This is a genomic window from Enterocloster clostridioformis (assembly GCF_020297485.1).
GTDB lineage: Bacteria > Bacillota > Clostridia > Lachnospirales > Lachnospiraceae > Enterocloster > Enterocloster clostridioformis.
Window position 1 is genome coordinate 3,414,095 of record NZ_JAIWZC010000001.1, and the last position, 13,090, is coordinate 3,427,184.

13 protein-coding genes are annotated in these 13,090 nt (G+C 51.5%); 9 read left to right on the forward strand and 4 right to left on the reverse strand.

Annotated features, from left to right (window positions below):
• Positions 1-77: 77 nt before the first annotated feature.
• Genes dtd through LA360_RS17245 form a run of 4 tightly spaced genes read right to left on the reverse strand, consistent with a single transcriptional unit; the run spans position 78 to position 3,812 of the window.
• Positions 78-533 carry a D-aminoacyl-tRNA deacylase gene (gene dtd / locus LA360_RS17230; protein ID WP_002568982.1) on the reverse strand — a complete coding sequence of 152 codons (456 nt, stop codon included), beginning with the start codon at positions 531-533 and terminating at the stop codon, positions 78-80.
• 16 nt (positions 534-549) lie between these two features.
• Positions 550-2,352, reverse strand: coding sequence for a glycerophosphodiester phosphodiesterase (locus LA360_RS17235; protein WP_002586774.1), 1,803 nt, complete (start codon positions 2,350-2,352; stop codon positions 550-552).
• A complete protein-coding gene (locus LA360_RS17240; RefSeq protein WP_002586773.1) occupies positions 2,353-3,012 on the reverse strand; it encodes a GTP pyrophosphokinase in 660 nt (219 codons plus the stop codon).
• A gap of 23 nt (positions 3,013-3,035) precedes the next feature.
• A complete protein-coding gene (locus LA360_RS17245; RefSeq protein WP_002586772.1) occupies positions 3,036-3,812 on the reverse strand; it encodes a S1 RNA-binding domain-containing protein in 777 nt (258 codons plus the stop codon).
• Positions 3,813-4,024: 212 nt separating this feature from the next.
• Between LA360_RS17245 and LA360_RS17250 the strand changes: the two genes are divergently transcribed.
• The 9 genes from LA360_RS17250 (at position 4,025) to LA360_RS17290 (ending at position 13,008) form a co-directional block, all read left to right on the forward strand.
• Entirely contained in the window at positions 4,025-4,834 is an 810-nt protein-coding gene (locus LA360_RS17250; protein ID WP_002586771.1) for a phosphatase, read from the forward strand.
• Positions 4,831-5,796, forward strand: coding sequence for a LysR family transcriptional regulator (locus LA360_RS17255; protein WP_002586770.1), 966 nt, complete (start codon positions 4,831-4,833; stop codon positions 5,794-5,796). The genes LA360_RS17250 and LA360_RS17255 overlap by 4 nt, the downstream gene beginning before the upstream one ends.
• A 146-nt stretch (positions 5,797-5,942) precedes the next feature.
• Positions 5,943-6,302: a Fur family transcriptional regulator gene (locus LA360_RS17260; protein WP_225537593.1), complete on the forward strand. Its 360-nt coding sequence runs from the start codon at positions 5,943-5,945 to the stop codon at positions 6,300-6,302.
• Positions 6,303-6,622: 320 nt separating this feature from the next.
• Complete coding sequence (locus tag LA360_RS17265) at positions 6,623-7,168, forward strand: NADH peroxidase (RefSeq protein ID WP_002586763.1); 546 nt, start codon at positions 6,623-6,625, stop codon at positions 7,166-7,168.
• Positions 7,169-7,359: 191 nt separating this feature from the next.
• On the forward strand, positions 7,360-8,877 hold the full coding sequence (locus tag LA360_RS17270) for an amino acid adenylation domain-containing protein (RefSeq protein ID WP_002586768.1): 1,518 nt from the start codon (positions 7,360-7,362) through the stop codon (positions 8,875-8,877).
• On the forward strand, positions 8,870-10,123 hold the full coding sequence (locus tag LA360_RS17275; protein ID WP_002586767.1) for an alanine racemase: 1,254 nt from the start codon (positions 8,870-8,872) through the stop codon (positions 10,121-10,123). The genes LA360_RS17270 and LA360_RS17275 overlap by 8 nt, the downstream gene beginning before the upstream one ends.
• A 23-nt stretch (positions 10,124-10,146) precedes the next feature.
• Entirely contained in the window at positions 10,147-10,374 is a 228-nt protein-coding gene (locus LA360_RS17280; RefSeq protein WP_002586766.1) for an acyl carrier protein, read from the forward strand.
• A gap of 11 nt (positions 10,375-10,385) precedes the next feature.
• Positions 10,386-11,969 carry an MBOAT family O-acyltransferase gene (locus LA360_RS17285; protein WP_112481431.1) on the forward strand — a complete coding sequence of 528 codons (1,584 nt, stop codon included), beginning with the start codon at positions 10,386-10,388 and terminating at the stop codon, positions 11,967-11,969.
• Positions 11,956-13,008 carry a hypothetical protein gene (locus LA360_RS17290; protein ID WP_002586764.1) on the forward strand — a complete coding sequence of 351 codons (1,053 nt, stop codon included), beginning with the start codon at positions 11,956-11,958 and terminating at the stop codon, positions 13,006-13,008. Before LA360_RS17285 ends, LA360_RS17290 begins: the two co-directional genes overlap by 14 nt.
• Positions 13,009-13,090: the final 82 nt, after the last annotated feature.

Genomic DNA, 13,090 nt, shown 5'->3' on the forward strand with positions numbered 1-13,090 from the left:
TTACAGCCCCTTACCGCACTAAGTCATGCGCCGCCTTCCCGGTGTCAGTTCTTCCCGGTGTCAGTTCTTCCCGCTGTCTACTCTCCAAACAGCTCCTGGCTGTCAAGCATCAGGGTAAAGGGTCCGTCATTGAGAAGCTCTACCTTCATGTCTGCTCCAAACCGTCCCTTCTCCACCACATCCACATGGGTCCTGCACCGCTCCATAAAATGCTTGTACAGGGACTCCGCCATCTGGGGAGCTCCTGCCTTTATAAAGCTGGGCCTGTTTCCCTTGCGGCAGTCCGCGTACAGGGTAAACTGGCTGACCACCAGCAATTCCCCCTCCACATCCTCCAGTGAGAGATTAGTTTTTCCATTTTCATCCTCAAATATCCGCAGACGGCAAATCTTATCCGCCATCTTCTCAGCCATCTGCCTGGTGTCTCCGTCCGCCACTCCCAAAAGGATAAGGAAACCTTTTCCAATCCTTCCCAACAATTCTCCGTCCACGGTCACGCTGGCCTGCGTCACCCGCTGTACCACTGCTCTCATATGATTTTATCTCCTTTTATCTCAGCATCATTTTCAGATATTCCATAAGGGTCTCGGTGGTTTCCTCCCTGTAGAGTATCTCCCTGGCCCGCACCGGATAATCCGTGATGATATTGTCCACACCTAACAGTTTCATTTGTTCTATCTCTGTCTTGCTGTTCACGGTCCATACATGGACCGCCTTGCCCTTTTCATGGGCTGCTTCCACCAGTTTCCTGCCCACAAAGCTGGAACGGATGCTGATGAAGTCAATATATTCATTATCGTAATACGTTCCGTAGGCAGCCGCCAGGATGTATCCTGTCCTCAGCTCAGGAGCCATCTCCTTCACCCGCTCCAGATATCCCAGCTTAACCGAAGTGATGACACATTGCTCCTCCATTCCATATTCCCGGACCAGGGCAGCCACCTGCTCCGGCAGACTGGAATCATTCCCTATATTCTTAAGCTCAATATTCAGCTTCATGCGGCCCTTGCAGGCTTCCAGCACTTCCTCCAGGGTGGGTATACGCTCCCCGGCAAACTTCGGGCTGAAATGGCTTCCCACATCCAGCCTGCTTACCTGGTCATAGGTCATGGTTCCCAGCCTGCGGTCCACCCCTGCCACCCGCTTAAGGTTCAGATCGTGGCATACCACCACGATGCCGTCCGCAGTTGTCTGTACATCGATCTCACTGTAATCCGCCATCTCCTCCATGGCCGCCTCAATAGCCGCCATGGTATTCTCCGGGGCCATCCGGGAACTTCCCCTGTGGGCCGTTACCTCTGTCTGCCCCAGCACATCCCAGTCAGGGGATGTTCCGTTATATACCATATCGAATATGAGAAACAGGCTGGCTCCTGCCAGCGCCCCTGTTATGGTCAGTATCCATTTTCTCTTTAAATGCAGCTCATAGGGCATGGTAAAATCCCAGGGCGCTCCATGGGCACTTTTCATGCCATACTGGTAATATATCACGGTCAGGGCTCCAAAGTCCACCAGGGGAGCCAATATTCCTCCTATGAACAGGACCACCAGCTCCAGTCTGGCGCACACGGCTGACAGAACAGCCATGGCCGCATAGCTGTCCACAAACAGGGTGACTATCACGGCGGATATCACCACAATGACCACGTATATGAGAACCAGTCCCACAGCCAGCCCCAGATTCACCACCACCAGCAGGACCACCGCCCTGAGGCTGCGTCCCTTTAAAAGCTCCATGCTCCTTCTGAAGCCGTCGCCAAACTGCTTCTGCTCAATCATGCAGGCAAAGAACACCAGCATGGTAGGTATCCCTATGAGCACCAGAGCAGCCGCCAGCAGTACCAGCCCCAGTCGGGCAGCCGGCGCGTGCAGGATTTCGTACATGACAAAATTAAGGGGTTTTATCCTTGTGAGAATCCGCAGCAGCAGATAGCTGTTCATCATCAGATAATCAGCCAGAGCCAGGGGCAGAAGCTTCCAGTTCCTGCCCTTACACGCATCCCATGCCTTGCCCAGCGCGCCCTTTAAAATGTACACGGAATCCACCCGCATGGAATAGGCCGCGGACTGGTAGGCAGTGATAAGGCCCCCGATTTCCACCACCATGAGCACCATGCCCAGCACCGCCGCTGCCAGGGCGCAGACAATGGTTGCCGGGCGCAGAAGAAAGGCTCCCATATTACTCATGGTCAGATAACTGTATCCTGCCATGCGCAACGAGAACCTTAGGAGCTGGTTTACCAGCCTGATATAGAATGTGCCTGCAACCAGCCGGAACAATACTTCAAAAATTACCAGCTGGCGCAGGTTCAGTTTAATTACCTGGTCTGTCTCTTTTATCAATCGGTTCACTTAAGATTCTTCCGACCTTTCCTTCTGCTCCCTGGCAAATGCCGTGATGGCCTCGTTAAGCGAAAACATCTTGGCATCCAGCATATCCACCATATCGGCGCAGGCCTTTAGTTCCTTCAGCAGGTTCTCCGGGGCATTTCCCTCGAACTTATACGCAATCTTATGTTCCAGGCTGGCCCAGAAATCCATGGCAACGGAACGTATCTGAATCTCCACCTTGGTCTCCACCGGTCCATCCGTGAGATAGACCGGCACAGTTACTACCATATGATAACTCTTGTATCCGTTGGGCTTGGGGTTCTTGATATAATCCTTTACATGAAGGACAGTCACATCCCCCTGAGCCGCTATCATGTCGGCTATCTGGTAGATATCCGACGTGAACGAACATATAATCCTGATACCGGCGATATCGCTGAGGCATTCCATCATATTCTCAATGGTCACCTCATATCCGTCCTTCTTAAGCTTCATGACAATGCTTTCAGCTGACTTCAGTCTGGATTTGATATGCTCGATGGGGTTATAATCATAACGGTTGGCAAACTCGTTATTTAATATTTCAATCTTTGTATTGACCTTTTTTAGTGCTGAATCATAGAGAAACATCACTGAACGCCATTGGTCAACCTGGTCGTCCGCTTTGGGGATATTGGTCATTCCTATCCCTCCTTACCTTAAGCCTAGAGTTTAAGCCCCTTTAACAGGTCGCCTAACCCTGTGGATACCGTACCGGTCTCCTTGTAGTCAAATGTCTCATGCTCTTCTCTGTCTGCCTGCTGTTCTGCCAGAACCTTCATGCTCAGGCTTAGCTTGCCCTCCTGTGTTGAGAGAATCTTTACCTTCACGGTCTGTCCCTCGGTCAGGACCGCGCTGGGATGCTTGATTCTCTGGGTGCTGATCTGGGAAACGTGAAGCAGTCCGTCCACGCCGTCGTCCAGCTTAATGAAGGCGCCGTAAGGCTTGATGCTGTCCACAGTGCCTTCCACGATATCCCCGGCCTTGAACTGGGCCATGCGCTCCTTCTTCTGCGCTTCCTTCTTCTCCTTCTCCACCTCGCGTCCGGAAAGCACCAGTCTCTTCTTCTCCGGATCAACCGTGATGATGACAGCCTCCACATACTTGCCCTGCCAGTCTTCCAGTTTCTCCACATACTCTGTGGACAGCTGGGATGCGGGAATGAATGCCCTCACTTCCTCCAGGGATGTGACCACGCCGCCCTTCACTGCCTCGGCAATCTTAACCTTGACAACGGTCCTGTCCTCCATCATCTGAGCGAACCGGGCCCATTTCTCCCCCTCGCCGCTCTCCTCCTCGGCAATCTCGATGTGTCTCTGGTTCAGGGTCTTATAGGAAGCCTCCAGTTCGGCCGCATAATCCTCCATGGTCTCCACGGGCGCAGCCTCCTTTACCTCTTCCGTCACTTCAGTCTCCAGCTCTTTGTTCAGTTCTTCACTCATAATTACTCTCCTCGCCTTCTGTACATTTTACCAAAATATATTCCTTACCATTATAACAACAACCCACCTAATATTTCTATAGTTTTATGACGAAAATTATACCTTTTTTATTTTTTATCCTTTTTTTACGCCTTTTCACTGTCCTGAAAATATGATATGATGCATTCAGCGGCTAAAACGTCTCAATGTTCGCTAGAAAGGACCTGCTTTCCATGATAGATTTACTGGACCTGCACACACATACAACGGCCAGCGGCCATGCCTATAACTCCCTTTACGAGATGGTTCACTCGGCTTCGGCCAAAGGATTGTCCCTGTTCGGATGCTCCGATCATGCCCCTGCCATGCCCGGCAGCTGCCATTCCTTCCATTTCATCAATTTTAAAGTCCTGCCAAGAACCCTTTACGGCGTCAGGCTGATGATGGGCGTGGAACTGAATATTATGGATTATGACGGAACCGTGGACCTGGAACAGAGCGTCCTGGAACCCCTGGACTATGCCATAGCCAGCCTGCACCAGCCCTGTATCCACAGCGGCACGGCGCTTCAGAATACTAACGCTTACCTGGGGGCGCTTAAAAATCCCCTGATCCATATTATCGGACATCCGGATGACAGCCGTTTCCCCATAGACTATGATACACTGGTGGCTGCCGCCGGAGAACACCATAAACTTCTGGAGGTAAACAACAGCTCCTTAAACCCCTTAAGCTTCCGCGTGGGAGCCAGGAATAATTATATAAAAATGCTGGAACTGTGCAGACACTACGGCACCAGCATCATTATAAACAGCGATGCCCACTGCGAAGCGGACGCGGGCAATCACGCCTTTGCGCACGCTCTCCTGGAGGAAGTGAACTTTCCACGGGAGCTGATAGTCAACACCTCCCTGGACCGGCTGTGCTGCTTTCTTCCCAAAGCAGCCGCCATCCTGGCCCAGCGGGAGGATGAGCGCTGCGGTCACCTGTACCGGCCCGTTACAATGGAGGAAGGAAACGCTCCGGGAGGAAATGAGTCATGATTAATTTCCTGAACCTGGAATATTTCCTGGTGGCTGCCGAGGAGCTCAATTTTACCCGCGCAGCCAGGAAGCTCTACATCTCCCAGCAGTCCCTGAGCAACCATATATCCAACCTGGAAAAGGAATTTGACGTGATTCTCTTCAACCGCACCTCCCCTCTGACCCTTACCTATGCGGGAAGGGCCTTAAAGACCAGGGCAAGGGAGCTTCTGGATCTGCGGGATGAGACCTACAAGGAAATCTCCGACATAAAGGACTTCTCCACGGGACAGCTTTCCATCGGCGTATCCCATACGCGCGGCAGGGTCATCCTGCCGGAAATTCTGCCCACCTACCAGTCCCAGTTTCCGGGCATCGAGCTTCACCTGGCGGAAGGAAATTCCAGCCAGCTGGCCTCAGACCTGCTCCACGGAAGTATTGATCTGATGATTGACCTGCTGCCCTTTACAGCGGAAAATGTGGAGACAGTTCCCATCTGTAATGAAGAGATCCTCATGGTTGTTCCGGATGACATTCTGGAAAAGGCATATCCAGGCCAGGTGGAGGAAATGAAGGAAAAGCTCCGCGCCACCTCTGATATCCGGATTCTGGAGCACTGCCCCTTTGTACTGCTAAAAAAGGGGAACCGTGTGCGCACCATAGCGGATGAGATTTTCGAGGATGCCCAGATGAGCCCCCGGATCGTGCTGGAGACAGAAAACATTGAAACTGTGCTGGCTCTCAGCGGCAAGGGTATGGGAATCACCTTTTATCCCAAGATGTTCATGTCCCCGGACCCTGCCTCCCGTTCCTACCGCAGCGCGGTTCTGGAGCAGAACCACCTGAACCTCTATTCCCTGAACTACACGCGGGCCCACGGCGTCCTGGGAATCGGCTACCACAAAGGCCGCTACATGTCCCGGGCTGCCCATGAATTCATACGCATTGCCAAAGAACGGCTGGACTACGCGCCAAAAAAATAATGCATCATGCCTGATATATGTATGATATACCCTGTTTCCTTCATAAGCTGGATGCAGGGTATTTTCAACCCTTGACAGGGTATCCATCCTCTGATAAAATATAAACAGTAATTATTATTATTATCTTTATAAGAGAAGGAGATGCGATGAAAGCTCTAAAGTATAGCCGTCAGAGGGAATCCATCAAAGCCTGTCTGATGAATCGTCACGACCATCCTACGGCAGACGCCCTATACGCCAGCATCCGTGAAGAATTTCCCAATATCAGTCTGGGAACGGTTTACCGTAACCTGAATCTGCTGGCTGAGACCGGCGAGATACGAAAGCTGACCTGCGGGGACGGTGCTGTTCACTTTGATGGAGATACCCGTCAGCATTACCATTTTGTGTGCAGCGAGTGTAATCAGGTTTACGACATGGAATTAGGCGCCATGGAGGACCTGAATAAGGAAGCCCAGGAACATGCGCCAGGCATCATTGACAGCCACTACTATAACTCGATTTAAATAAGCTTACAATTTAAGCATTGGTAGTAATCTGATTTCTTGGCTTACGTGTCCGTGCTTTGGGCGCACGTTTCCCTTGGTTTTCAGGATAATAATGTAAACTTATTAAAATCGAGTTATACTACGTACTGTTCTACGGACGGTGCAGCAGCTGTTTACAAAAAAAAGTTGATAAAGCTATTGACAAACCAGCCTAAATGATTTATATTGATATCAGTAATAATTACTATTATTGATTATCAGCAACATGTCAGGATGACCGGACATCCATTGTCCGGCTCCTGGTCATCATTATAAAAAGGAAAAGGAGAATATTGATTATGAAGAAATGGGTATGTACAGTTTGCGGTTATGTTTACGAGGGAGAGAATGCACCTGAGAAATGTCCACAGTGCGGAGTTCCGGCTTCCAAGTTCAAGGAGCAGGCTTCCGAGGGAATGGCATGGGCATGCGAGCATGAGGTTGGCGTGGCTCAGGGCGCTCCTGAAGATATCATGATGGATTTAAGAGCTAACTTTGAAGGCGAATGCTCCGAGGTGGGCATGTACCTGGCTATGTCAAGGGTTGCTCACAGAGAAGGCTATCCTGAGATTGGCATGTACTGGGCCAAGGCTGCTTTTGAGGAAGCAGAGCACGCAGCCAAGTTTGCCGAGCTGTTAGGCGAGGTTGTCACCTCCTCCACCAAGAAGAACCTGGAGATGAGAGTTGCAGCTGAGAACGGCGCTACCGCAGGCAAGTTCGACCTGGCCAAGAGAGCAAAGGCTCTGAACCTGGACGCAATCCATGACACTGTTCATGAGATGGCTAAGGATGAGGCCCGTCACGGCAAGGCATTTGAGGGTCTGTTAAACAGATACTTCGGCTAATAAACAGCCGCTGTCCGGCTTATGACTTTTACAGAATCAGGAGAAGATCGCGATCTTCTCCTTTTTATTTTCTACTGCATGCGGCAATTGTCATAGAATCTTCATAATTAAAGCCTTGAACCCATTATCCATCTGTGCTAGACTAAGCACGAAAATGCTTGAAAAAATACCTGCTGTGGGAGGTCCTATTATTGATACAGAATGTCCTTTGTTTTCTTGAAGAATCCGCAGAAGCCTATCCCCATAAAACGGCTTTTGCCGATGAACATACAAGCCTTACCTACCGCCGGCTGTCAGACCTGTCCATGAGAATCGGCAGTGTTTTGGGACAGAAAACAGGCCCGCGCCGCCCTGTTCCCGTGCTGGCAGAGAAGAATGTATTTACCCTGACCGCCTTTATGGGCATTGTCCGGGCGGGCTGTTTTTATGTCTTCCTGGACGCAGGCCAGCCGGCCGAACGTCTGAACCGGATTCTGGACACCCTGCAGGCGGACCTTATGATTGCAGATAAGGAAAGCCTTAGTCTGGCCGGCCCTGTCTCCTTTTCAGGGGAGATACTCCCCCTGGAGGACTTAATGTCTCTTCCGGATGACGCCCTGAATCCCGGTCTCCTTGCATCCATCCGCAGACAGTCCACAGATACGGATCCTCTGTACGGTATCTTTACCTCCGGCTCCACCGGCGTACCCAAGGGTGTGGTGGCAAGCCACCGCTCCGTCATTGATTTTATCGGGCATTTTACGGACCTGTTCCATATAACACAGGATGATATCATCGGCAACCAGGCGCCCTTTGACTTTGACGTATCCGTAAAGGACATCTACTCTGCCCTTAAAACAGGAGCCACACTGGAGGTCATTCCAAAGAAACTGTTTTCCATCCCCACCGGCCTTCTGGACTACCTGTGTGACAGGAAAATCACCACGGCCATATGGGCTGTTTCCGCCCTGTGCATCATCACCACCCTGAAAGGCTTTACCTACCGCGTGCCCTCTCATCTGAATAAGATTCTCTTCAGCGGGGAGGTCATGCCGGTAAAGCATCTGAACACCTGGCGCAGCTGCCTGCCAAAGGCCCTGTTTGTAAATCTGTACGGCCCCACGGAGATTACCTGCAACTGCACCTACTATGTGGTGGACCGGGAATTTGAACCCGGAACGCCCATTCCCATCGGGAGGCCATTTCCCAACGAAACAGTATTTCTTCTGGATGAAAATAACAGGCTGATTACAGAGCCCGGGCAAAACGGCGAACTCTGTGTGGCGGGAACCGCGCTGGCTCTGGGCTACTACAGGGATCCGCGGCGCACTGCCATGGCCTTTGTCCAGAACCCCCTCAATTCCTGCTATCCTGAGACCATATACAGGACCGGCGACCTGGCCTGCTACGGCAGGGACGGGCTTCTGTATTTCAACGGCCGTAAGGATTTTCAAATCAAGCACATGGGACACCGGATCGAGCTTGGCGAGATTGAGGCGGCCCTGGAAACCGTGGAGGGCGTGGACAGGGCGGTATGCCTGTTCCTGGAAGAAAAAAATAAAATCGCGGCCTTCTATGAGGGTACCGCAGTCAAAAGGGACATTGCCATTGGCCTGGAATCTCTTCTGCCGCACTACATGTTTCCCAATTTATACAGAAACCTGACGGAACTTCCCCGTACCGGGAACGGCAAAGTGGACCGGCAGGCGCTCAGGAGGCTCTATGGATAACAATATATTGCAGGAAGCTGCCCGGACATACAATACGCCGTGTTATATATTTGATTTAGACGCGTTTATCTCGCGCATCCGGCGCATGGAACAGCTCCTCGGAAAACAGGTGAACATCTATTACGCCATGAAGGCCAACCCATTCCTGACAGCTGCCGCTGCCCGGGCTGCCGGCGGCCTGGAGGTCTGTTCCCCAGGAGAGTATGATATCTGCCGCCGCGCCCGTGTGCCGGCCCAAAAAATAGTCCTCTCCGGGGTCAATAAGGAGGAAGCCCACATCCGTTGGGTCATGGCGGAGCAGGGAGCCGGCACTTACACCGCTGAATCCTTAAATCAGCTCAGTCTTTTGGAAACCTGTGCCGCAGCAGCAGGCCGTACCGGGGTCAGGGTGCTGGTCCGCCTGACCAGCGGCAACCAGTTTGGCATGGACGAGGAGGATATCCTTGCCTCAATCCGTAACCGGGGCTGCTATCCCCATCTGGACCTGGCAGGCCTCCAGTACTATTCCGGAACCCAGAAAAGGGGAATGGAAAAGATAAAAAAAGAGCTGGAAAAACTGGATTCATTTCTGGTTTTTGTCAGGGAACATATGAATTTTGAGTTCCGGGAGCTGGAATATGGCCCCGGTTTCCAGATACCTTATTTTGAAGGACAGGAGCAGACGGACGAAGAAACTCTTTTGCAAGAATTCAAAAAAATTCTTGATTCCCTGAATTTCAAAGGTATCATTTTTCTCGAGGCAGGCCGTTTCCTGGCCGCTCCCTGCGGCAGCTATCTGACCCGTGTGGCGGACGCAAAACGCTGCCAGGGACAGAATTACTGCATTGTGGACGGCGGCATTAACCACGTAAACTACTATGGCCAGACCATGGCCATGAAGGTGCCAGCTTACCGGTATCTGCCTCAGGACAATCCGGCCCGGCCCCCCGCGTCCCAAACCTCCGGCGATCGGTGGACCGTGTGCGGCTCTCTCTGCACATCGGGAGACATACTTGTAAAAAATCTTCCCCTGGAGGGCCTGATGACAGGGGATTTGCTGGTATTTGACCGCATTGGCGCTTATTCCGTTACCGAAGGCATTTATCTTTTTCTGAGCCGTCAGCTTCCCGTAGTCCTCACCTACACACTGAAACAGGGGCTTTCCCTGGTGCGGGACGCCTTCCCCACGGATATACTCAACGACGGCTTTGCCATGGAACTATATCAAGCACAAATCGGTTTTCAGGGATGCGGTGACAACACATAAACACATAAAAGGAGAACAATAAAATGGATGAATTATTAGAACTGTTAGAAGACATAAAACCGACGGTGGATTTCAGGACATGCACGGGCCTGATTGACGACGGGTATCTGGATTCCTTTGATATCCTGTCCATTGTCAGCGAGCTGAACGATGCATTTGGAATCGAGATATCTCCGGTGGACATTATTCCGGAGAATTTCAACTCTGCCCAGGCCCTCTGGGACATGGTAGAGCGCCTTAAGGACAATTAGAGGGGTATGTCATGTCTTTTCTTTCAATGAAGTTCCTGCTGTTTCTGGCCGCGGCAGTGGCAGGATATTATGTGATACCAAGACAGCTCCAATGGGTATGGCTGCTCATATTCAGCTATATATTCTATCTGGCCTCCGGCCCGGCGGCGGCAGTGTTCATCCTGACCACTACCGTCACTACCTTTCTGGGTGGACTGTGTCTGGAGCACACGGACCGCGCTCTAAAGCGCGCCCTGCGCCCCGACGATCCTCTCCACCCCCTTTCCACGGACGAAAAAAAAGCCTTAAAGGAGCGCTTCAAACAACGCAAGAAATGGATTGCCGCTCTGGTCCTCCTCATAAACTTCGGTATCCTGGCAGCATTAAAATACCGCAATTTTGCTGCGGATAACATGAACCTTCTCTTCGGCACCCATTTTTCCCCGGCAAAGCTTCTGCTGCCGCTGGGAATATCCTTTTATACCTTCCAGTCCATGGGGTATCTCATCGACGTGTACAGAGGCAAATACGCTCCGGACCGGAATCCTTTCCGTTTTGCCCTCTTTGTCTCCTTCTTTCCCCAGATTCTGCAGGGGCCCATTGGACGGTACGACCGTCTGGCATCACAGCTATACGGGCAGAAACGCTTCAGCCTCACCCGGATAGAGAGGGGACTTCAGCTCATGCTCTGGGGCTATTTCAAGAAAATCGTCATAGCGGACAGGGCCGCTGTGGTTGTCAGTGAAGTATTCGGCAATTACCAGTCCTATCACGGCATCCTGGTGATAGCCGGCGTACTGTGCTATTCCCTTCAGCTCTACGGCGATTTCTCTGGCGGCATGGATGTAGTCATGGGCGCCGCGGAGTGCTTTGGCATATCCCTGGACGCCAATTTTAAGCGCCCTTATTTTGCACGGTCCATATCAGACTTCTGGCACCGCTGGCATATCACACTGGGCACCTGGATGAAGGACTATGTGTTCTATCCCTTTTCTCTTTCAAAGGGCATGAACAAATTAGGAAAATACTGCAAAAAACATTTTGGAAAGCATGTAAGCCGGGTACTGCCTGTGTGTATCGCCAATCTGCTGGTATTCTTTCTGGTAGGCGTCTGGCACGGGCCTGCCTGGAAATTCATTGTCTACGGACTCTATAACGGAATCATCATTGCGGCCGGCAATCTATTGGCCCCCATTTACACACAAATGGCCCGGAAACTGCATATACCGGCTGAATCCAGCCCCTGGACCGCGGTCCGGATTTTAAGGACCTTCCTTCTTGTAAATATCAGCTGGTATTTTGACATGGCAGAAAGTTTGGGAGCCGCATTGGCCATGATGAAGAATACCGTTGCCGGCTTTACCCTGTCCGCCCTAACGGACGGCAGCCTTCTGAGGCTGGGTCTGGATCTCAAGGACTGTGGGGCCCTGGCCCTTTCCTGCGTGGTCCTGTTCACAGTCAGCCTTCTCCAGGAAAACCATGTCAGCATGCGGGATGCCCTGGCTGCAAAGCCCCTGGCCGCCAGATGGTGCGTCTATCTGATGCTGCTCTTTTCCATACCGCTACTGGGCCAGATTACCATGACAGGAGGAGGTTTTATATATGCGCAATTCTGACCAAATGACGGACCGGTTTCACAAACAGTTCCCAGGGTGGCTGAGAGCCATCCTGTTTCTGGCTCTGTGCGTATGCATCACGGCAGCCCTCAACTATGGTTTTATACCCCCAAGCTCTGTGAGAATCAACCTTCATAACCTTAGAAACGGCGAAACATACGACACGATTTTCATTGGCACCTCCCATGGGCAGTATGGCATTGATCCCTTCTGTGTGGATGCTGCCTCCGGCGGCAGCTCCGTCAGTCTCTGCATGGCGGACGCCTACCCTGACGATATGTACCACATGCTGCGGCTGGCCTGTGAAACCCAGTCGCCTTCCCGCGTTGTATACGAGCTGGACCCCTCATACTGGATGAATGAACAGCGAAGCGGTTCCACCCAGATTTTCTTCTATCAGGAGTTCCCTGCCTCCAGGTCAAAGGCTTCCTACTTCCTGGACAAAATCATAAATCTGGATTTCCGTTCTGCACTGGCCCCATGGAGCTACTACCGCAACCTCATAGGCCAGGTACCGGACCATATACGCCGCAGGCAAAGCCCTTCCTATAAAAACTACGACCCGTCCGCCCTGGAAATCCCCGGGGGCCATTACGCGGGCCGCGGCTTCATCTACCGGGACCGTGTGGAGGGCGAGGATAAAGGCACCTTCAACAACATTCCCTGGGATGAGAGCCAGGTAAAGCCCAAGGCAGAGCTTTACTTTAACCGCATAGCAGAGTTCTGCCGGAAAAACGGCATTGAACTTACTGTCATCACCACCCCTGTCCCACAGAAAACCCTGGATGCGTTTGCCGGTTCCTATGGGCAGTCCCACCAGTATTTCAAAAACCTCTTAGAAGGCTGGGGCCTGGAATATTATAACTTCAATTATATGAAGCCTGAACTTATGGATCGCGGTATGGAGGGGTACTGGGACTACGACGGCCACATGGACGGCATCAAAGCGCAGGAATTCAGCACCCTGTTAGGCCGCTTACTGGGCAGCCTGGACCAGGGTAATTTAAAATACAATGAATTTTTCTCAAATACCTATTGACAAATTCCTTTAAGTAGTTTATATTAATATCAGTAACAATTACTATTATTAATTTAGCAAATAAATGAATCCCTGGTGATTC

What these genes read in the sequence shown, in the direction of transcription:
- LA360_RS17260 (WP_225537593.1), top strand. Translation starts at nt 5,943, where the DNA reads ATGAAAGCTCTAAAGTATAGCCGTCAGAGGGAATCCATCAAAGCCTGT.
- LA360_RS17290 (WP_002586764.1), top strand. Translation starts at nt 11,956, where the DNA reads ATGCGCAATTCTGACCAAATGACGGACCGGTTTCACAAACAGTTCCCA.
- dtd (WP_002568982.1), bottom strand. Translation starts at nt 533, where the DNA reads ATGAGAGCAGTGGTACAGCGGGTGACGCAGGCCAGCGTGACCGTGGAC.
- LA360_RS17285 (WP_112481431.1), top strand. Translation starts at nt 10,386, where the DNA reads ATGTCTTTTCTTTCAATGAAGTTCCTGCTGTTTCTGGCCGCGGCAGTG.
- LA360_RS17250 (WP_002586771.1), top strand. Translation starts at nt 4,025, where the DNA reads ATGATAGATTTACTGGACCTGCACACACATACAACGGCCAGCGGCCAT.
- LA360_RS17280 (WP_002586766.1), top strand. Translation starts at nt 10,147, where the DNA reads ATGGATGAATTATTAGAACTGTTAGAAGACATAAAACCGACGGTGGAT.
- LA360_RS17240 (WP_002586773.1), bottom strand. Translation starts at nt 3,012, where the DNA reads ATGACCAATATCCCCAAAGCGGACGACCAGGTTGACCAATGGCGTTCA.
- LA360_RS17265 (WP_002586763.1), top strand. Translation starts at nt 6,623, where the DNA reads ATGAAGAAATGGGTATGTACAGTTTGCGGTTATGTTTACGAGGGAGAG.
- LA360_RS17255 (WP_002586770.1), top strand. Translation starts at nt 4,831, where the DNA reads ATGATTAATTTCCTGAACCTGGAATATTTCCTGGTGGCTGCCGAGGAG.
- LA360_RS17275 (WP_002586767.1), top strand. Translation starts at nt 8,870, where the DNA reads ATGGATAACAATATATTGCAGGAAGCTGCCCGGACATACAATACGCCG.
- LA360_RS17245 (WP_002586772.1), bottom strand. Translation starts at nt 3,812, where the DNA reads ATGAGTGAAGAACTGAACAAAGAGCTGGAGACTGAAGTGACGGAAGAG.